Source organism: Stieleria varia (assembly GCF_038443385.1).
Taxonomy (GTDB): Bacteria; Planctomycetota; Planctomycetia; order Pirellulales; family Pirellulaceae; genus Stieleria; species Stieleria varia.
In genome coordinates this window covers 61,737-81,521 of the sequence record NZ_CP151726.1, presented here as the reverse complement: position 1 = coordinate 81,521, position 19,785 = coordinate 61,737, and the positions used below count along the sequence as shown (strand labels likewise).

At 54.5% G+C, this 19,785-nt stretch carries 15 protein-coding genes; 10 read left to right on the top strand and 5 right to left on the bottom strand.

Annotated elements, in window-relative coordinates; all coding sequences use genetic code 11:
• The first annotated feature begins 46 nt into the window (after window positions 1–46).
• Together Pla52nx_RS00330 and Pla52nx_RS00325 are read left to right on the top strand one after the other, a co-directional pair.
• Window positions 47–1,480, top strand: coding sequence for an IS4 family transposase (locus tag Pla52nx_RS00330; protein ID WP_146523889.1), 1,434 nt, complete (start codon window positions 47–49; stop codon window positions 1,478–1,480).
• Window positions 1,481–1,922: 442 nt separating this feature from the next.
• On the top strand, window positions 1,923–2,087 hold the full coding sequence (locus Pla52nx_RS00325; protein ID WP_197455145.1) for a hypothetical protein: 165 nt from the start codon (window positions 1,923–1,925) through the stop codon (window positions 2,085–2,087).
• 102 nt (window positions 2,088–2,189) lie between these two features.
• Here Pla52nx_RS00325 and Pla52nx_RS00320 read toward each other — a convergent pair whose 3' ends face one another.
• Window positions 2,190–3,767: a sulfatase family protein gene (locus tag Pla52nx_RS00320; protein ID WP_342190315.1), complete on the bottom strand. Its 1,578-nt coding sequence runs from the start codon at window positions 3,765–3,767 to the stop codon at window positions 2,190–2,192.
• 456 nt (window positions 3,768–4,223) lie between these two features.
• On the opposite strand from Pla52nx_RS00320, the gene Pla52nx_RS00315 reads away from it, so the two are divergent.
• Complete coding sequence (locus Pla52nx_RS00315; RefSeq protein WP_231742845.1) at window positions 4,224–5,435, top strand: 3-keto-disaccharide hydrolase; 1,212 nt, start codon at window positions 4,224–4,226, stop codon at window positions 5,433–5,435.
• Here Pla52nx_RS00315 and Pla52nx_RS00310 read toward each other — a convergent pair.
• Window positions 5,427–6,347 carry a cobalamin-binding protein gene (locus Pla52nx_RS00310; RefSeq protein WP_146523670.1) on the bottom strand — a complete coding sequence of 307 codons (921 nt, stop codon included), beginning with the start codon at window positions 6,345–6,347 and terminating at the stop codon, window positions 5,427–5,429. The two genes, Pla52nx_RS00315 and Pla52nx_RS00310, sit on opposite strands and share 9 nt — an antisense overlap.
• A gap of 129 nt (window positions 6,348–6,476) precedes the next feature.
• Here Pla52nx_RS00310 and Pla52nx_RS00305 point away from each other — a divergent pair, with 129 nt between their 5' ends.
• The 4 genes from Pla52nx_RS00305 to Pla52nx_RS00290 all read left to right on the top strand — a co-directional run bounded on the left by Pla52nx_RS00305 (window position 6,477) and on the right by Pla52nx_RS00290 (window position 11,584).
• Window positions 6,477–6,659, top strand: a complete 183-nt coding sequence (locus Pla52nx_RS00305; protein WP_146523669.1) for a hypothetical protein — start codon at window positions 6,477–6,479, stop codon at window positions 6,657–6,659.
• Window positions 6,646–6,921 carry a hypothetical protein gene (locus Pla52nx_RS00300; RefSeq protein ID WP_146523668.1) on the top strand — a complete coding sequence of 92 codons (276 nt, stop codon included), beginning with the start codon at window positions 6,646–6,648 and terminating at the stop codon, window positions 6,919–6,921. The genes Pla52nx_RS00305 and Pla52nx_RS00300 overlap by 14 nt, the downstream gene beginning before the upstream one ends.
• A 398-nt stretch (window positions 6,922–7,319) precedes the next feature.
• Entirely contained in the window at window positions 7,320–9,485 is a 2,166-nt protein-coding gene (locus Pla52nx_RS00295) for an alpha-amylase/4-alpha-glucanotransferase domain-containing protein (protein WP_146523667.1), read from the top strand.
• 1,118 nt (window positions 9,486–10,603) lie between these two features.
• Window positions 10,604–11,584, top strand: coding sequence for a hypothetical protein (locus Pla52nx_RS00290; protein WP_146523666.1), 981 nt, complete (start codon window positions 10,604–10,606; stop codon window positions 11,582–11,584).
• Between the two features lie 515 nt (window positions 11,585–12,099).
• Here the strand turns inward: Pla52nx_RS00290 and Pla52nx_RS00285 are convergent.
• Window positions 12,100–12,339 (bottom strand): DUF4272 domain-containing protein, encoded by a 240-nt coding sequence (locus Pla52nx_RS00285; RefSeq protein ID WP_146523665.1) that lies wholly within the window; start codon window positions 12,337–12,339, stop codon window positions 12,100–12,102.
• A gap of 281 nt (window positions 12,340–12,620) precedes the next feature.
• Between Pla52nx_RS00285 and Pla52nx_RS00280 the strand changes: the two genes are divergently transcribed.
• The 3 genes from Pla52nx_RS00280 to Pla52nx_RS00270 all read left to right on the top strand — a co-directional run bounded on the left by Pla52nx_RS00280 (window position 12,621) and on the right by Pla52nx_RS00270 (window position 16,386).
• Window positions 12,621–13,703 (top strand): hypothetical protein, encoded by a 1,083-nt coding sequence (locus tag Pla52nx_RS00280; RefSeq protein WP_197455144.1) that lies wholly within the window; start codon window positions 12,621–12,623, stop codon window positions 13,701–13,703.
• Window positions 13,704–14,120: 417 nt separating this feature from the next.
• On the top strand, window positions 14,121–15,182 hold the full coding sequence (locus Pla52nx_RS00275) for a hypothetical protein (RefSeq protein WP_197455143.1): 1,062 nt from the start codon (window positions 14,121–14,123) through the stop codon (window positions 15,180–15,182).
• 295 nt (window positions 15,183–15,477) lie between these two features.
• Entirely contained in the window at window positions 15,478–16,386 is a 909-nt protein-coding gene (locus Pla52nx_RS00270) for a hypothetical protein (protein WP_146523662.1), read from the top strand.
• 286 nt (window positions 16,387–16,672) lie between these two features.
• Here the strand turns inward: Pla52nx_RS00270 and Pla52nx_RS00265 are convergent, their stop codons facing one another.
• Window positions 16,673–17,701: a DUF4272 domain-containing protein gene (locus tag Pla52nx_RS00265; protein ID WP_146523661.1), complete on the bottom strand. Its 1,029-nt coding sequence runs from the start codon at window positions 17,699–17,701 to the stop codon at window positions 16,673–16,675.
• 3 nt (window positions 17,702–17,704) lie between these two features.
• Window positions 17,705–19,726: a phenylalanine--tRNA ligase subunit beta gene (gene pheT / locus Pla52nx_RS00260; RefSeq protein WP_146523660.1), complete on the bottom strand. Its 2,022-nt coding sequence runs from the start codon at window positions 19,724–19,726 to the stop codon at window positions 17,705–17,707.
• Between the last annotated feature and the right edge of the window lie 59 nt (window positions 19,727–19,785).

The following is a 19,785-nucleotide window of genomic DNA, read 5'->3' as shown; positions in this document are numbered from 1 at the left end:
TTTGGTCGGTTGGAGTCGACAAAACACTTCCCCAGGGATCGGGACAATGGCAAGCTGGATAAAAGATGAGCTTCGGACTTTGGATTTAGGTGATAAGCGGCGGGAGCGACGTGTCGCCCTGATTCTTGAGCAACAGTCCGAGATTGCCGAATCTACGCCCAGTGCGTGTAAGGACAACGCGAAACTTGAGGCAACCTACCGTTTGGTAAACAATCGAAATATCCCTGTGGACGGCATTCTCAAAGCCCACAATGATGCTTCAATCGCTCGCACCGCCGAGCAACCGGTCGTCATCCTATCCCAGGATACCACCGTCTGTGATCTCACCAAACCACAGCGGCAAGTCCGCGGGGCCGGGCCGTTGGAGAGTCGGGACAAATTCGGTTTCTTTCTGCACCCACTCTATGCGATCACCGAGGATGGACTTGTTCTGGGCACGGTCGATCAGTGCATTTGGACGCGTGATGACATCAAGACGGATCTGAACAAAACAGAAAAAGTCAACCTGCGACGCCAGCAAGCCTTTGAAGAAAAAGAAAGCTACCGTTGGCTGGAGATGTTTCAAAGTGGCGAGCAAATCGCACTGGCTCATCCCCAGACGCACTACATTGGCGTCTCGGACAGCGAGTCTGATATTTATGAATTGCTAGCGCAAACCGATGATCTGGCGGCCAACTATGACTACGTCATTCGTGGTTGCCAAGATCGCACAGTGCTCGATCAAGGTGAAACCAGGACGATCTCCGAAGTGATGCAGGAGACGGAGTTTCAGTTTCAGCGTGAAATCGATTTAAGCGAGCGAAAGTCATTAATTATCGGAGAAACGCGTGCTCGTCGGATGAGTCGCAGTGCCCGGGTAGCATCGATTTCGATTCGTGCCCGGCAGGTCACTTTACGCGGCCCGGCACGCCCTGGTGGTCGTGCTCCCGACGTGACGATCAATGTTGTCGAGGCCGTCGAAACGGACGCACCCGAAGGCGAAGAGCCGATCCGCTGGTTACTTTTTACATCGCTCCCCATTTCGACGATCTCGGAAATCGAACGAGTCATTGGTTCTTATTGTCGCCGCTGGGACATCGAACTGTATTTCAAGACGCTCAAGAGCGGCATGAAGATTGAGAAGCTGAAGTACGAGCAGATCGATACATACGTGCGTGCGGTGACGCTTTTGATGATCACTGGGTTTCGAGTCGAGCAACTCAAGACCGCCAATCGAGTTTGTCCGCAAGTCAGTTGCGAGCGTTTCTACGATGCCAGTTTTTGGAAGGCGACGTACCTCGTGGTCTTTGCCGGACGTGAGGTTCCCGAAACACCTCCCACGATCGGCGAATGGATGCTGGTGGTCGCCAAGCTTGGCGGCTATCTGGACAAGAAAGGCCAAGGCCCGCCCGGCTCCACAACGATCTGGCGAGGAATGCGGAAAATCGAGTCGTACCACGAAGCTTTCCTCGCCTACAAAAGGCTCATCGGAGATGTGTAGGATAAAGAGGGCGCGAGCCCCAGGTGAACACCGCCCGATGCCGCCAACAAGCCGCGGAGCGGCGACAGATTGCATCCGGACCACCGCGTGCTGTGGGCTGCACCAAACGTTTTATGCTGTCGCTGCTCCGCAGCTTCTGGGCGGACTCGCTTGCAGAAACATGGGGTTGGCACCCCATGCTGTATGCTGTCGCTGCTCCGCAGCTATCGGAGCTAACTCGGGGTGCGCTGGCTTCGCCGCGACCCCAGGCTATGTTGTTTTACCACTTCGTGGTCGGTTTGGAGAATATGTGTCCTCTCCCGTTGCCAAAATCACGCGAAGCGATGATTGCTACGTGGATTTCGCGACACTTATTTTCCGCACGTCCCCCGCAGGATGACGCTCGACGACAGATTTCGCAATCTCAGTCGATCGTGTCGAACAGTTGATTTGAGGGTTGGAGATGCCGGTAGCAGCTTCGTTTGACACCCAAGGGCCGACGACGTTTTCTGGATTGCAAACCGCTTGGTCGCACCGCATCACGGCTGAGCGTGATGCCTACCTAGCCATCCATGACATGTCTGCAACTCCTTTGCAACGAGTCAATCCAGTGTTCTTCATGGTTTGACGCTCAGTACAGACATGTTCAGTACAGAGATGTTAAAAGCCCTGGGCTTTCCAGCCTGACCTACTCCCCATGTACGTCAGGCTAGAAAGCCTGACGTACTTGTCACTTTTTGTTGCGTTGGTTCCGTTGCCTGGCACCCAAGTCGGTGTCTTCAGGAACCGCGAACTGTTTCCTCAAACGCTCCAGCTCGTCAGCCAAACGTTTTTGTTGGCTCATGTGCTCGCTGCTGCCGTAGACGTTTTGCAGTTCGTTGGGATCGCTGGCCAAGTCGAACAGTTCCCAGTCGTTGATCGCCTTGCCCTCCAGGGCGTAGTAGTGGATCAGCTTGTGCTTTCCATCCGTCACGCCGAAATGTCGGGCGACGTTGTGGGCACCCGGGTTCTCGTAATAGTGGTAGTAGAAAACCTGACGCCAATCGTTCGGCGTGTTGCCTTTGAAAATCGGCACCAGGCTTCGTCCCTGCATGTCACCGGGGATGGGAACGCCGGCTATGTCGAGAAAAGTCTCCGCGAAGTCGAGGTTGGAAACGATGTCGTTGTTCGTCGATCCCGGTGCGATGGTGCCCGGCCAACGGGCCAGCAAAGGTGTCTTGAGTGACTCTTCGTACATCCAACGCTTATCGAACCAGCCGTGTTCGCCGAGATACCAACCTTGGTCGGATGAGTACATCACCACCGTGTTGTCCGCCAGTCCCGCTTCATCGAGATAATCAAGGACTTCGCCGATCCCGTCATCAACGCTTTTGACGCAACGCAAGTAGTCTTTCACGTAGCGTTGATATTTCCACTGAATGATTTCCTTTTCCGTCATATCGGGCTTGGCTTTTTCGAAGGCCTCGTTCTTGGGACCGTAGGCAGCATCCCAAACCTTCTTTTGCTCATCGTTCATGTTGCCGTAACCGGCAAGTTTCAGGTCTCTCGGAGTCAAGTGTTCCTTAATCGTCATCGACTGACGACCTGCCGACTGCGTGCGCCCGTCATAGTTGTCCCAAAGCGTTTCGGGTTCGGGGACCGTCACGTCGTCCAGCCAATGGAGATACTTTGGCGCGGGTCTCCAATCTCGGTGCGGTGCCTTGTGTTGATACATCACCATGAAGGGCTTGTTCGGATCACGTTTCTCCTTCAGCCACGACAGTGTTTTTTCGGTGATGATTTCGGTCGTGTAACCGGTATGCCGACGCGTCACCGGCTTGCCGTCTTCGCCGGCCGTGATCATCGGCGGATTGTAGTAGGGTCCCTGACCTTGCAGGATGTCGTAGTAGTCGTATCCCTGTGGGGTGGAAACCAAGTGCCATTTGCCGACGATGGCGGTCTGATATCCTGCGGCCTGCAACAGCTTGGGAAAGGTTTGCTGATCGCCGTTGAATCGATCTCGGTTGGTGGCAAATCCGTTGAGATGGCTGTACTTACCTGTTTGAATCACGGCCCTGCTGGGACCACAAATCGCGTTGGTCACATAGCATCGATCAAACCGCATGCCTTCGCGAGCGATGCGATCCATGTTGGGTGTGCTGACGCGTGACGGGTCATATGCGCTGAGCGCCTGCTGGCAATGGTCATCGGTAAAGATGAATACGATGTTGGGGCGATCGGCCGCAAAGGCGTGGACGGACAGCATCGCGATCGCCGCATAGACGGTCGCAGCGATCATCGATCGGGTCGAATGAAGCATCTGGATCATGGGAGCAATTTGTGAGCTGGGAGGGGGGGAATGGATGGGCGGGTGATTCGCAGAAACGCATTCTAATCGTAACGCCTGTCACGCCCCAAACGTCGCTTGGGGGGCAATCGTGGGTTTTTTGAGCCCCATGCTGGCCTCGGCAACAGCCCGCAATTAGGCTTGTGCTGTGCCTAGTGCATCGTCCAGTCTTAGAACGTGGGTTCGATAAATGAGCCGTTTTGGCGTTAGCCACGGTTTTCGTGACACAACCGTGGCTAACCCCAAAATCAAGACTGGACGATGCACTAGACTCAAAATCCCGCCTCGGTCAGCCTCACGAATCCATCACCCCCGCTCGAGCCTCACAGACTCATGCCCAATCGTCCCTCCCCACTCTCGATCTTTCGATTCGTTCCGAAATCATCTTTGGCGTTGACGTTCGCTCTCGCAGCAGTTGCCGTCTGCTCAACCAGCGCAATGGCACAACGATCAGGCAAGGGACCCGCGTTCACGTCTCCGCCAACCGACGACCCCAACTACGCATTGCTGGGTGAATTTGCGGGAGCGATTAAGACCGGAGAAAACCAGTACGAGCCCTTGGCACTACAGATCCGACCGATCGGCGGAGATCAGTTCGAAGCCATTTCCTTCTGGGGTGGCTTGCCCGGTCAAGAAAAGCACAAGCCCGAGATGACGAAGATGATCGGGATCCGCAGCGGCGACTATGTTGTTCTGTCCGGCGGACCCTGGGCAATCTTTGTCGAGAAAGATCATTGCCTGATCGTGGATCGCAAAGGCGACAAACTGGGACACCTCGACCGAGTCGAACGTCAAAGCCCGACCTTGGGCGCCACACCGCCCGCGGGAGCGTTGGTGCTATTTGATGGCACGAACGTTGATCAGTTCGTCGGCGCACGCATGACGGACGATGGGCTGTTGATGGAGGGTGCCGAAATTCGTCCCATGCTGCAAGACTTCAACATGCACGTCGAGTTCCGACTGCCGTACATGCCTCAGGCTACCGGCCAATCGAGAGGCAACAGCGGCTTGTATTTGCAAAGCCGCTATGAATGCCAAGTCCTGGATTCCTTTGCCACCGAACCGGTGTTCGATGGATGCGGAGCGTTGTATCGATTCAAGGCACCCGATCTGAACATGTGCTTGCCGCCGCTGGTCTGGCAAACCTACGACATTCAGTTCACCGCGCCCCGCTGGGCCTCCGACGGCAGCAAGATTCGTGGCGCTCATATCACCAGTTGGATCAACGGCGTCAAAGTCCAAGACAACGTTTCCTTGCCGAACAAGACCGGTGCTGGCAAAGAAGAAGCACCGTTGCTCTTGCCGATCCACATTCAAAACCACGGCGATCCGGTTCGGTTCCGAAACATGTGGGTAATCGACCGTGGATTGACCACGGTGGAATTCCCGGTCACGAAAAAAGACGATCCCAAACCAGAATCGCCCGAGAAGAAATCAACTGAAAAGCAGTCTGCGGAAAAGCAGAAACCTAGCGCCGCCTCGGACAAAGAAGATAAGAAGCCCGACGCAAAGCAAGAGAAACCTGCAGAAGCAAAGAAGGACAAAGCCGAAGCCAAACCGGCAGAGACCAAACCAGCTGCAGAAAAAACATTTGCACCCGCAAAGAACGACAAAGCGGCTGACGAAAAAGCCGAGGCTGCCTCAAAGTAGGTTTGGGATCCGATAAGCTGCCGGCAATCCTGGCGGCAGCGGATGAACCGTTGGGTGCAACGCGTGTGCGATGAGCTCCAAGCTGTCCACCAAACGCGGGCCGGGTCGGCTGAAGTAAGCCGAGCCGTCGACCACGTAAACACGACCTGAACGCACGCATCGCAAGTCCGACCAACCTGGATACGATTTCAGAATCGGCATGTCTTGCAGCGTGCGGTCGACATCAAAACCACAGCAGGCCAAGACGATCACGTCAGGGTCCGCCGCAACAATCCTCTCCCATGGTGTGGTGACCGAACGCTCGCCCGCAACGCCAATGATCTCTCGGCCACCGGCGATCTCGACAAGTTCGGGACTCCAGTGCCCGGCGCTGAACGGCGGGTCGATCCATTCCAACAACATGACCGACGGTCGTTCGGCGACGGATTCACTGCGTCTGGCGACCGCGTCCACGCGGGAACGTAGGGACGCCAAATAGTGATCGGCATCCGATTCACGCCCGGCAGCTCGACCGACGAGCGAGATGCACTGGAAAACATCCTCCAAACACGTCGGTTCCAGATTCACCACTCGGGGCTGACCAGGCAACGAGCAGGCGGCGGCTTGAACCGCGCTTTCGGCGACCGCACAAACATCACACAGTGCTTGGGTCACGATCAAATCAGGGCGAACCGAATGGAGCACCTCCATGTCCAGGCTGTAGAGAGCCTTTTCGGTTTGCAGTTGCTGGCGAACGAGCTCATCGATTTCATGGCTTGTTGCGTCGTGAGGAATCAACGTTCGTGTCACCTTGGGCAACTCGATCACGTCCCGCGGATAGTCGCATTCATGAGTCACGCCTACAAGCGATTCTCGTAAGCCGAGGCAGCAAATGATCTCGGTCGCACTGGGTAGCAAGGAAACGATACGCATGACGGACTTGATCGAACGAGAATGAACTGTGGACAACCGAGTTGTATGTCAAATCAAACGCCGCGGAAATCCTACCCTCAGTCCGGTGGCCTTCATCGCATCATCCGACAGCGACAAATGATTGGCTACATGCACCAGAATGCCCAGCGTCAGCGACTGGCAATGCTGAGACGGGAGCAGCAAGCCTTGCCGACTCGCCTGGCCCGGGCGGAAGCGTTACGAGAGGCGAGGGCAATGCGCGCGGCACAACGTCTACGTCAGCAAGGACGTTCGTCGACCGACTACATGCTGACATCGATTGAAGTCGATTGAGTTTGTTTTTGCACTTCCACACTTCTTTTCTCTTGTTACGCAAGTTTTGTTCCGCGCAGCTCCTTCCGTCGAGTTTGTCTCGGCGGAGGAAACAACTGTCGGCTACCTTCACTCGCCAACAGAAATCCCCCACGGCCAGCGTATCGCCTTCGGCGATTCGCGGGCCGTGGGGGCGGTGAATGTGCTTTTGTTGATGGTAGCTGCCAGTTGTTGCTCCGAACCGGGGCAAGCCCGGCGGAAGCAAGGAATGAATCTTGCGTAAACGTCGCTGGACTTTTCAAGTCGATAGGGTGCTCCGCCAAACGCTTTGCCAATCCCAATCATTGAACAGCCCAGGCGAAGTCTCCCGAAATCCAATGCTGAAAAACTGTGGCACTCAATCTGCCCCTGTTTCCGCTTTGTGAAACTCGGGCCGGCAAATCAAGTCAACTCGGTGGCCTCACCCTGCCGATACGTCTCTAATCGATGGAGTCTAACGGTTGGGCAGTGCGATCCCGCTGGGTGAACCTTTACCACAACGACCGGCCCCATTCGGTGCGATCGCTGCAAGCAAGGCGTTGTGGTCATTCGGAAAAGTGCCCGCGTTGCGTAGAATCGACGTTCGAACGGAAACGCACGCCTTTTGCAATCAATCCTTTCACGCTGTCAGCTAGAACAAACATGATGCCGCACATCCATCTCTGCTTGGTCCTGCACAATCACCAACCGATCGGAAATTTCGACGGTGTTTTCGAGCAGGCCTATCAGGACAGCTATCTGCCGTTTCTGGATGTGTTCGAGCCTTTTGACCGGTTGAACATTTCGCTGCACACCTCCGGTCCGCTGATGATGTGGATCGCCCAGCGTCACCCGGAGTACCTGGATCGTCTGCGTCTGCTGATCGAATCGGGTCGCATCGAGATCGTCGGCGGACCTCAGTACGAACCGATCCTCACCATGTTGCCCAGTCGCGATCGCGTCGGCCAGATTGAAACGTACGGTGCTTGGTTGGAACGCAATTTGGGCGTTCGTCCGCATGGCATGTGGACTCCCGAGCGCGTCTGGGAGTCCGGTCTGACGAGCGATGTCGTGGATGCGGGCATTCGGTATACGGTGTTGGATGACTATCACTTTCGCGCCGCAGGCATCCCCGCTGACCAACTCACCGGATACTATGTCACAGAAGACCAAGGTCGCATGCTGAGGGTATTCCCGGGCTCGGAGCACCTTCGCTACACGATTCCGTTCCAGAGCGTTGCGGCAACGATCGACCATTGTCGTGAAATGTCGCATCAGGCTCCCGGTGGTGTGCTGACGTTCGGTGACGACGGTGAAAAATTTGGCACATGGCCGGACACCAAGGTGCACGTCTATGAGAAAGGCTGGCTGCGTGATTTCTTTGGTGCGCTGACCGAGAACGCCGAATGGTTGCACACGATCACGTTGTCGCAAGCCGTCGAGAGCACTCCCGCCGCTGGCAAGGTCTACTTGCCCGATTGCAGCTATCGCGAGATGACCGAGTGGGCGCTGCCGGTTGAATCGCAGAACAAGCTCGACGATGTCGTGCACGCGATGGAGCACGATGAGCACTGGGAGACACTCAAGACATTCATTCGCGGCGGATTCTGGCGGAACTTCAAGACAAAGTATCCCGAAACCAACGAGATGTACGCTCGCATGATGCACGTCAGTCGTCGATTGGCGGATGCCGAATCGGCAGGCGTCGATGCCGGTGAGCTGGCCGTCATTCGCGATCATCTTTATCGCGGTCAATGCAACTGTCCGTACTGGCACGGTGCGTTCGGCGGGATCTACCTGCCGCACTTGCGCAACGCTGTCTACGAGCATTTGATCGCCGCGGACAACTTGCTGGAGCGGATCGGGGGCGGCAACCACGGCGCGCTTCACGCCACGGCGGACGATTACAACTTTGACGGATTGCAGGAAGTCCGCTTGAGCAACGACAAGCTGTGTGCTTGGGTGGCACCAGGCATGGGCGGCCGTATGTATGAGTTGGATGTGCGAGAAATCAGTCACAATCTGCTCGCAACCTTGCAACGGCGGCCTGAAAGTTATCACCGTAAAGTGCTCGCCGGGCCGTCGGTCGATGGCGAAAACGTCGCCAGCATTCATGACCGCGTGGTGTTCAAACAAGAGGGCCTGGATCAACGCCTGCAGTACGATCGCTACGCCCGCAAGAGCCTGATGGATCACTTCTACGACAACGACGCGTCGCTTGATACGGTTTCGCGCGGTGAGGCTCCCGAGCGGGGCGATTTCGTTGCCCTGCCATTTGAGACCAAACTCCGCCGCGGCGAAGATCGCGTGCAAGTTCAGATGCACCGCGAAGGCAATGCGTGGGGCATTCCGATCAAGTTGACCAAGGCGGTCACCATGCTTGCCGGTAGCGAAAGTCTGGAGATCACTTACTTGCTGGAAAACCTGCCGCGGGACCGACAGTTGCACTTCGCGATCGAGATGAATTTCTCGGGACTGCCCTCCGGTGCGGACGATCGCTACTTCAGCGATGTCTCCGGCAATCGGATGGGGCAACTCGGTGAAAAACTGGACTTGCACGACGTGTCCGGATTGAACCTTTCAGACCGCTGGCTAGACATCGACGTGTCGTTGGGATTGGATCGTCCCAGCAGCATCTGGGCGTTCCCGATCGAAACGGTCAGCCAGAGCGAAGCCGGTTTTGAGTTGGTGCACCAAAGCGTCTGTGTGCTGCCGCACTGGTGGATCACCGGCGACGAAAACGGTTGCTGGCACGTCAAGTTAGAGCTTGCCGCTCGCTGCCATCAAAACGCCGAAACGGTTGCCGACCAACAGGTCATCCGGCTGTAATGGGTAGGTCATGCTCGGGACGTGAAATGTTTTGCTGACGTCTTTGTTTACCCATCTGTATGAGTACTGATTCGTGAGTGCGAAATTGGATCCCGCGAGGGATCGCAGATGGTAGCCACGGGTCGCCGAAGGCGCACCCGTGGTATGCGACGACCCTGTTGAATCGACCCCGAAGGGTGTCGCAGACTTCTCGGAATCTGGGCTGCGACACCCTGCGGGGTCGGTTCGCGACAGGCCGACTCAACCGGCGATGATCGCTGCGCTCTATCGCCGGCTACCGTCTGAGACCGCTTCGCGGTCATATGCAGCAACAATTCTTTTCACGTTCCCCGCATGACGCAATCCGGTCACCTCGACAAACCAGCCTAGCGTCACCGAACGAGACCGCTGATTGAGTGAGCCGCAAGGCACTAGCCGCGGGCCTCATGGTATTGACGAAGCCCATGGCAAGTGTTCTGTTGATTTAGTGAGCCGCGACGCGTAAGCGGCCGGGCCTACCGCATTGCCCGGTGCCTTACGGCCCACGGCTCACCCTTGCGTTCCCAATTTCGATTAAATCAACAGGCCGCAAGCCGCGGATATTGTGTGGGATGTCCTCCTCTACGACGTGAGTGGTCGTAGTAACTTGTTTTATGTTGAAATGAGGACGTTACCGTGGCACATCAGCCGCAACGCAATAGCGTCCGGCTTAGTACTTCGATCGCTTCAACCATTTTCCTCGTCTTTACTAGCACGACGCGCAAGCGAGTGAATCGTCTTACTGTTCCTCCATTCACTCGCTTGCGCGTCGTGCTGGTATTTTGCGTGAAATTCAACGTGAAACCGTTGCTTTCTAAGCCGCTGACTGTCAGGTCACGGGTTTCACGGAATGAAATGGGTTCAGTGCGCGCAATACCCGGCCGCTCACGCGTCACGGCGTTTGGTAGCGTCATCCGCTTAGAGACGTTGAGCTACTAGGGATTGAACGTAATCTCCCCGAGCAGGCGGCTCGATTTCTATCGTGGCAAGCCGAGTCATCCAGCACCAGATACAATGTTGCAATGCGTGGACACATGTCTCGGGCGTTGATCCAAATCGGAGCCACGTAGCGCCCCGTGCAAAACGAATGAGTTTTACCAATGCAAGCCGTCACAAAACAGCCTTTCCTTTTTGGGCTCGTTATCTCGAGCTGCATCACTGTGATGGCCTTGCGGGGAACGAACAGCAAAGCTGATGAAACGTCCCCCGGATTGATTCACTCACCGACTCACGCCGACCCAATCAGGCAGCGTCTCTACGTGATCACAGGAGACGCAGGTACTGCCGCATTGCTGTTAGAAAATATTGATGAACGGGCAAACGCGACCGGCAATGGGATCGTATGGGTGCCATTCCAATGGCGTTATCTGGAACGTGGAGCCAAGTCAGAGACGACCGGAAACGGCAAGCTGTTTGCAAAACTGAAGGACGGAAAAGTTGAAGCGAGTGGCTCGGAGATATCGATCGGTCCGTATCAACTGCATTGGCATTATTTGCAAGATGGGAAAGGTGAGCTCGTTTTCGACGCTCACGAGCTGTCCTTGCATCCTGTCGTAGCGCATCGGTTCCTTGACGAGGAGAATCAGAAAGCTGTCGACCTAGCAAGCTTTCTGACTCCAGACGCTGAGATTCAAAAACAGTATCGGGAGGCGGAAAAGCGTTTTAAGGGACCCGATTCAGATCCCATTTCATTTGATGGAAATGTTGCAGCTTCTGTTCCCTACGAAGGGAGTGTGTTGCTGGTTGAACATGAAAGTGGGCTGGCGACCTTCCACTTTCGAGAGGTCTTTGAGCGCCAGGACGAGCCGAATGTGACGGATTACGGAGTCAAATATGACTTTCAGATTTTTCCCACAGAAGGTGCCTCGGCGATTGGCAAAGACGAAGTGTACGAACACTACGTCAACAAGGTGTACAACAACGGTCGTCTCAACTTGCAAGCCGATTTAATCTTCTTGCAATGGTCGCGTGGGGGCTCGAAATCCGGCTGGGTTTACTACAATCCCCACTGGATGCGAGTCTGGGTTGTTGCAGAGGGTGACGTCACGACATTGATCGACATCTTGCAGTCGCGAAAATGACCTGCATCAGCGACTCACCAAGATTTGACGAAGCACGAAAACATATTGGTGCCCGCTATCGACTTGGAAAGTCAAGCGACAATCTCGCGAATGACAGGTTGGGACGAGAGCCTGCAGGTCATGCTCCGCATGACACAATCCGGTCACCTCCGGCAAACCAGCCGGGCGTCACCGACCTCAGTAGTGTTTGACCCGTAGCCGAAGGCGTAGGCGGAAGCGGCGTCCGACGCTGCCGTGTCATCCGATTGGTAGTGTCTCCTACGCCTTCGGCTGCGGGTCAAACGGCGTGAAGCCTGCAGCCTGTAGGTCATGCTCCGCATGACACAATCCGGTCACCTCGGCAAACCAGCCGGGCGTCACTGACCTCATTAGTGTTTGACCCGTAGCCGAAGGCGTAGGCGGAAGCGGCATCCGACGCTGCCGTGTCATCCGGTTGGTAGTGTCTCCTACGCCTTCGGCTGCGGGTCAAACGGCAAGCCACATTGTGTCATGCTCCGCATGACCTACGTTTTAATTCACGACGGAACATCAACGTCGCCCCAGGGGGCGTCTTCGAAACCGGTGATCCAGTTCAAGGCGTGTTGACGTTCGCTGATCACTCCGCCGTCGATTTGGGATGGCGGGTCGACTTGTCGGCCGCTCGCGTCTCGCGCTGCCCACAACAGACGATAATTCTGATCCAACGCATCTAAGATCTCGGACACCGCTCGCAGTTTCGCGTTCTGCATCAGATCTCGATGGCTTTGAGTCATCATGGTTTGGGCGACCAAGTCAAAAAACGCAAATGTTGCTCTATTCGTTTTGCTGGAACCAGTGGCATGGCAACGGTGTGATTTGTAATTCACTACTTGATGAAGCCGCGGTGAACCAAAACACAGCGAAGCACCTACCCGCACAAGACCACCCAAAAAAAATATGAAAAGACAAACTTATTTGTTGACACGTGCCCCCCCCCCGTAACATCGAGATCGAGGCGTGTGGTCTCTTGAGATGGGGCCACCGGCAAGTCAGATCAACTTCATCCGGGGCAAACATTGTGAAACCGTCTTCAGTACTGCTGCGCCTACTTCTGTCGCCAATCCTTTTTGCGACGCTCTTAGCAGGAACTCTCTCAGCATCAAAAGATGCTGAAGAAGCCGAGACCCTTGAATTCACTGCGACGCCAGAGTACCGGTCAGGCCAGTACCTGATCGACTTAGATGCGGGACAGCTTAATCGTAACAAAAAATACCGCATTAAGCTAACGATTCATAATGCGACGAATAACAACCTTGAATTCAAGGGTGTAAAAACGAGCTGTTCGTGTTTTGGGGCCGACGTGAGCGCTCTCAAGCTAGATGCAGGATCAGATCTACTGCTTGAATTCACTGCCCCTGTTGAAAAGCAGATGAAGAAACCCTCGGCATTTTGGGTTGTTTTCCTTGAGTCTAGCAAGCCATCCGGTCTTGAAGGCATCCAGGTAAAAGTCTCGTACAACATCGGCGGAATTCTGACCTTCAAAGACGCGCGAGTAGTACTTGATGTCGACCCTGAGAAAAAGAAAAACTTTTTCACTCTACCACTACTCGTCACTGCTCCCGTGGCCGCTGAGAACCTGACAACACATGTTGCGGAGTCCTTAGGTGACATCAAGGTTGCAATCGTCAAAAAAGATGGATCTGTCTATCTGGAGCTCGAAGTTGATGAAACCAAAATGGCGGGTTCGCAACAGTCTGGAGAAATATCGTGCATTGACACCCTCACTGGAATTGAAACGGTGTGCTTTTGCGTAATGAAGCGAGTCTTGCCTGTGAGTGTATATCCTGGAATCCTTCGCGCCCGCGCTACGTCAGACATCGCTTTTGAAGTCACAGCACTGATTCGCATCAATAGTGAGAAAGCCGAACATGATGGCAAGTTTGATGCAATCGTTGACGCGAGTTTTGGCGGAAAGACCTTGCGTCCGCAGGTTCAGATCCTGTCGCCTGGAGTGCTTCGAGTAAGGCTGACAATCGCTAAGCAGAATCTGGGGAGTTTAGAGCAAGGACAACGTTTGGTTCATTGGAATATCAAGACAAAGGACGGTGCGTATGAAGTGAGTTCGCCAATCCATTTTTCTCAACAGAGTCAGGGCGAGTAACAAGCTCGCATATTTCTTCCTGTCAAAAGGCTCATCAAAACAATGAATTCCAAGTCAATCTTCGTGCTTATGGGCACCCTTTTCTTTCTGGGAACTTCAATCGCAAGTGGTCAGACCTGCTACACGACAGGCCAAGCCACTTGCACACAACTTACGGGTTTAAGCTCGTATGGATGCAACGGTGTCGACTGCCAGGATATGTATGATCCAGTCTTGGGCATCTACCTCGGTGCCCGATGTCCCGTTGATAAGAACCGCATCCTTAGAGGGCCTGTTTCCGTTGCCGATCACACTTCGTTTGGTCAGTCAAGCTTCAGTTCGGGTGCAACAGTTCAGTGTGTCAGCGAACAGGATTGAGGCGTGCTGTTGGACGTCACATTCAGAAACACGTAAATACAGATCGTCAAAATGCAAAACATGTTAAACGCTTCATGGAACACAATGGGAAAGCTCTATGTCGACGCTGCATTCCTATTGGCTTTTTTGATCTACGCCGCACACGCCCCCACGGCCGCCTACGGAGACGTTCGCGAGGAGTTGGACTCATTCTTGCAAGCGCAAGGCACCAACTGGTTGCCGTTGAAGCAGTTCGATGTCTTGGTTCGCACGGACGAAATCAGAGAGCCGGCGATTGTTGCCGGTTTCACAAGAACGACGTACGAACGTCTCATCTTTGATTGGGACGCCAACCGCTTTGTGTACGCCAAGACATCAGTGAAAGAGTCGCTTGGAGATCGTCCTTACAAGCAGTCCATTGAGACGGGATTCATCGTTAAAGAGGGCAAGTTCCGAACCTTCGACACACCTGAACGCCATCTGCCGCCACGAGAAGTTCAGGATTTTCGAGTGGTTTTTGACAATCATACCGTACCTGATTTTCGCGTCTTGCTTTTCATGAAGTTAGGTTGGGGGAGCACTCGAACATGGACAGAAGATATGGCAAACCTGATTGATGTCTATCCTCGAACCGCAACCGACGTATCGGCAATCGCCCAGGAAGGCGAGAACGTTGTTCTACAGGCATTCTTTGACAACGATTCTGGCTTTCGGTGGAGTTTCTCTAAGGACTCATTGATGCCAGTCGAAGTTCAATGGAGAAGGAGGTCTCCTCAGAACACTGAAACGACGATACTTGGAAGAGACGAGATCGTTTGGGAGTCACATAAGGGAATTTTTCTGCCCGAGAAAGTCGTTGGTGAATACTTGGATCGCCAAGGTCGTCTCCCGCCTGACGACCTGATCAAACAAGTCGAGCAGATTGATGGTGAGAACCGGGCAGAAAAGATTCGTGCTTTTCTGAAAGAGAATTTCATGGACGTAATGGTCCAACGAGACCAGCGATTTCATTGGGTGTCAGTGAATCAGCCGCTCACAGAGTCCGTATTCGATTTTTCGATGATCGATCAAGCTGATGAGTTCCGAAAACTGCTAGATCCGAATGAGGCAGGAGCGAGTGGCCTCAGTGACAAAAGTGAGTAACGAGGTCGAATCTCCAGCAAGAGAGTGAGGAGAATCCCGTCGTGTCAATCCGGTGGCGTAAATGATAAGTCCACTTGACATCAGCCAAAGATCGTTGATCGTCTTTCGAATTGCGTTGGGTTTATTCTCTTGCTGCGATCTATTGTCACGGATTTCATCGATCACGGCATTCTGTTCGGATGAAAGCGTACTGCCTCGATCGGTGCTTCTTGAAAGTGAGGCACATGACCTTGCCAGCGTCTCTGTCTGGCTATGCGGAGGGTCTGTTGCGTTCGCGTATTCTATGCTGCTAATAATGGCGGCAATTAGCATCGCGTTTGCTATTGGCTATTATCCTCGAGCCAGTGCTGTTGCACTCTTTGTTCTCTATCTTTCACTTCATTGCCGTTGTCCATTTACCATCAATGGAGGAGATAGCGTCCTGCGTCTGCTTTTCTTCTGGGCAATATTTCTCCCACTTGATGGTACTCAACGTCTGTCAAAGTTGGCTTCTGGTGCCTTCTTGATGCAGCTCTTCTTGATCTACTTCTCGAATGGCATGACAAAATCAGGAACTGCCTGGACAACTGATTTCACAGCAGTAAGAGATTCGTTGTTGTTAGAGCACATTACGTCACCTTTCGGAAGTTGGCTCAGCAAACAGTCAACACTGACAACGGCTCTTACAGTAGCAACCCTGGCTATAGAGCGAATCGGAGCCTTTCTAATCTTTGTGCCCGTATGCCGTGGAAACCTGCGAAGAATCCTTGTACTTGTGTTTTGGAGCTTCCACATTGGAATTGGATTGACATTGAGTCTGTGGAATTTTTCAATCGTGATGTGCATTGCTTGGATCCCGCTTATTCCTGACAATTCATGGGGAACATTGTTCTGCGTTCAGCCACTCTCATTTGCAGACGATTCTAAGCACATCACACTTTTGCAGCGTTGCATCTTAGTGGTTTCAATGCTCCTCGTTGTTGGCGGGAACATTCGCACGATTTGGTTGCCCGATCGGTACCCAGCAGAAATTTCTAGGCTTGAGTTGATTTTGGGGCTTGGTCAAAGATGGAAGATGTTTGCCCCGTCGCCGATGATATCTGATCGCTGGATTATCTTGGCTGCCAAGTTGGATAATGATTCGGAGATTGATCTGTGGACAAATAACACTGTCATCCTTGAAAAACCGCACAACCTGAGAACGCATATGAAGAATCGCTATTGAAGGTCCTATGCCCAGGCAGTTTGGGGCAGGAATTCCGATCGCTTGAATGATGCGATGTGCAAGTACTTTGGTGACCGATGGAATGAGTCACATGACTCGTCGGTTGTTGATGTCAAGGTGTTTTTTATGGAAGAGTTGACGCAGAGCGATGGATCACAAGGAGAGCCGATTTTTCGATTTGTTGGACGCTACCGAGCGTCACCTTAGCTGACTTGCTCTGATTGCACATCGACAAATACTTGTTCCTAGAATTCAAATCAGTTTGCGTGCTGTATATCCTGCCAACTCACGACGGGATGTCGACGTCGTCCCAGGGGGCGTCTTCGAAACCGGTGATCCAGTTCAAGGCGTGTTGACGTTCGCTGATCACGCCGCCGTCGATTTGGGATGGCGGGTCGACTTGTCGGCCGCTCGCGTCTCGCGCCGCCCACAAAAGACGATAATTCTGATCCAACGCATCTAAGATCTCGGACACCGCTCGCAGTTTCGCGTTCTGTATCAGATCTCGATTGCTTTGAGTCATCATGGTTTGGGCGACCAAGGGGACATCGCAGATTTCATTGGGAAAAGGCAATTGCGGATGCAATCCGAGCGCCCACTGCAACACAAAGAGTGCTTCGTACCGCCACGCAAAGTTGATGACGGTTTGCGGATCAGGAGTGGTGGAAAACACAAACTCTTTCTCGGCCGGCGTGAAGGCTTGAAAGGCAAGCGGCGACTTCTCCTGCAGACGCGCCGGGTCGATCGGTTTGCCCGACGCAATCGATTCTGCGCGTACCGCGACGATGAACAACGCGATCGCACGCCACGCGACATCGTCTGCCGATTTCAAAACGACTTCGTGTTCACACACGACCGGAGGCAACGCGTCAGGCAATTCGATCAACCTGTTGCGTAGCAAGACCTCGCTTTGTGCTTTCCGCTGTCGGGCTTCTGGCAAGAACGGAATCTGCGCTTCATCATCCGGTAAGCCGGTATCCGGATCGATCAAGACCGCGCCGTTGGGATCACGCAAGGCTCCGTCGGGCAACATCACGATCGCGTTGGCTTTCCAAGCCCAGGGCGCGACCGCTTCGATGTTCTCGCCCTCCACGGTGAACTGATACTGCACCTGACAACGTTGCAGATGACGAAAGACGCCGTAGAGCGACGCGGTCATCTCTCGCTGGCCGTCTTGCATGATGTAGCCGATGACGTCTTCCAGATGGCTGACCAAACCGGGGTCACTGCGGTCGCGAGTCAAAATCGCGTCCAGAGGAAACGTGATTTCGGGTGGGTTGCGATGAGTACAGTACGCGGTGACTTGGATGGCCATCGGTCAGCTCAACAGCTCGGCGGACAGCTTGTCTTTGCACGCACCGATGATGCTTTGGATCAACGCGTCGGCTTCATCACCGCTGAGAGTACCGTCGTCTTTCTGCAGTTCCACACTCAGTAGCACCCGCTTGCGATCTTTGCCGTCACGCTCTGCGTCGCGATAGGTTTCGCGATAAGCAACGTCAGACAATTGCGTGCCGACGGCGGATCGGACCACCGACTCCAGTTCGCTCCAACGCACCGACTCGCTCATGATGAAATTCAAGTCTCGCTGGACAGTGGGGAACATGCTGACGAGCTGTTGCTGCGGCACCAATTGAGATCGCTGAATCAATGCGGGCAGCGATAGCTCGGCGACACAAACCGGCTCGGGGAGTTTCCATCGTTTGAGAGTTTTCGGCGCGACGGTGCCGAGGTAACCGATGGTGTTCTCAGCGTCTCCTTGAAGAGCCAGTTGCACGATTTGGCCGGGGATGAAGCCGGGACGCTCGACCGGCTGGACCGAGAGTGTTTGGTGAATCCCCATGCTTTGCAGCAGTTTTTCGATGACGCCTTTGACGACAAAGAAATCTTGGCCGGAAACGATTGCCAAGGTGTAGAGTTCCTCGGGCAGGTCCTCTGAGGTTTTGCCGGGCAAGTAAATGTGGGCGATCTCGAACAGGTTGGCGGCGATGGACGCCCAAGCCCAATTGTTCGCACGCGCTTGCAGCAAGCTGGGGATCAGTGTTCGACGTAGTGACTTCGCACCCTTGAGCATCGCGGTTTGCGTTTGCAGGGCGGGTCGATCGGTCCAGGGGCTGAGTGATTCGTCCAGATTGACGGTGACCACGCTGGGCGTCATGGCTTCGCTGAGTCCTGCTGCGGTCATCACGCCGCGGGCTCGTTCCATCGCGGAATCGAACACACGCTTGCTGCTCGGTGCAACGGGGATCGGCGCGTCTTCGGGGATCTTGTCGTAGCCGTGGATCCGCGCGACTTCTTCGATCAAGTCCGGCTCGCGAGTCAGGTCGTGTCGCCAAGTCGGCGGGAGGTACTCGCCCGGTGCGTCGCCCGGTGTGCAGCCCAGGTCGGTGAGAATTCGCGAGACCGTCTCCGGGGGAATCTCGATTCCCAAGATCCGTTTTAGTTGACTCAATCGCAAAACAACCGGTGTGCGCGGCGGCAACTCCGGCGCGGTGTCGATCACGCCGTCGGCAACTTGGCCGCCGGCGATTTCGCAGATCAGCTCACAAGCACGGCGGCTGGCCCAATCGATTCGAGCCGGATCGACGCGTCGCTCGAAACGGAACGATGACGGACTGTGCAACTTCAGCGACCGCGCGGCTCGGCGCACGATCAGCGGCGTGAAATCAGCGGCCTCCAACACGATGTCCGTGGTGTTTTCGTCGATCTCGGAATCGGCACCGCCCATCACTCCGGCAACCGCTGTTGCGACTTTGGCGTCTGCGATCACGCACATGGATTCGTCCAGGGCGTACTCGTGATGATCGATCGCCGTGATCGTTTCGCCCGAGCGTGCCGGTCGCACGATGATTTTCTGGTCGTTGATCTTGGCGTGATCGAATGCGTGCAGCGGTTGACCGCATTCCATCATCACATAATTGGTAATGTCGACGACATTGTTGACGATCCCGATGTTGACCGCTTTGAGTGCCGCCACGATCCAATCCGGGCTGGAGCCGATTTTGACACCCTGAATGACTCGCGCGGTGTAGCGTGGACAAGCGTCGATGTACTGATTGTCAACACTCAACAACTGATCGACATGAGTCGCCGATGGCTTGAGCGTCGGCTCGGGTGTCCGCAGAGGCGTTTGATACAGCACGCTGATTTCGCGAGCGACGCCAATGTGACCGAGGCAGTCGCCACGGTTGCTGGTGACCTCCAGGTCGATGCGAAAATCGTCACCGATCGCTTCGGTTGATTCGTGGTTGAGTCCACTGAGCGCGAGTCGTTGTTCGAGCTGCACGCGATCCGATGGCAGGTCAACGTAGCGGGACAACCATTTCCATGAGACGAGCATGATACTTGCTGACGTTTAGCGTTTGATTGAGGGCTGACGGAGAGCGGATAGCAGAACGC

Coding starts and splice junctions, on each gene's coding strand:
- Pla52nx_RS00330 (WP_146523889.1), top strand. CDS start 47: ATGGCAAGCTGGATAAAAGATGAGCTTCGGACTTTGGATTTAGGTGAT.
- Pla52nx_RS00325 (WP_197455145.1), top strand. CDS start 1,923: ATGCCGGTAGCAGCTTCGTTTGACACCCAAGGGCCGACGACGTTTTCT.
- Pla52nx_RS00320 (WP_342190315.1), bottom strand. CDS start 3,767: ATGATCCAGATGCTTCATTCGACCCGATCGATGATCGCTGCGACCGTC.
- Pla52nx_RS00315 (WP_231742845.1), top strand. CDS start 4,224: ATGGCACAACGATCAGGCAAGGGACCCGCGTTCACGTCTCCGCCAACC.
- Pla52nx_RS00310 (WP_146523670.1), bottom strand. CDS start 6,347: ATGCGTATCGTTTCCTTGCTACCCAGTGCGACCGAGATCATTTGCTGC.
- Pla52nx_RS00305 (WP_146523669.1), top strand. CDS start 6,477: ATGCACCAGAATGCCCAGCGTCAGCGACTGGCAATGCTGAGACGGGAG.
- Pla52nx_RS00295 (WP_146523667.1), top strand. CDS start 7,320: ATGATGCCGCACATCCATCTCTGCTTGGTCCTGCACAATCACCAACCG.
- Pla52nx_RS00290 (WP_146523666.1), top strand. CDS start 10,604: ATGCAAGCCGTCACAAAACAGCCTTTCCTTTTTGGGCTCGTTATCTCG.
- Pla52nx_RS00285 (WP_146523665.1), bottom strand. CDS start 12,339: ATGATGACTCAAAGCCATCGAGATCTGATGCAGAACGCGAAACTGCGA.
- Pla52nx_RS00275 (WP_197455143.1), top strand. CDS start 14,121: ATGTTAAACGCTTCATGGAACACAATGGGAAAGCTCTATGTCGACGCT.
- Pla52nx_RS00270 (WP_146523662.1), top strand. CDS start 15,478: ATGGCGGCAATTAGCATCGCGTTTGCTATTGGCTATTATCCTCGAGCC.
- Pla52nx_RS00265 (WP_146523661.1), bottom strand. CDS start 17,701: ATGGCCATCCAAGTCACCGCGTACTGTACTCATCGCAACCCACCCGAA.
- pheT (WP_146523660.1), bottom strand. CDS start 19,726: ATGCTCGTCTCATGGAAATGGTTGTCCCGCTACGTTGACCTGCCATCG.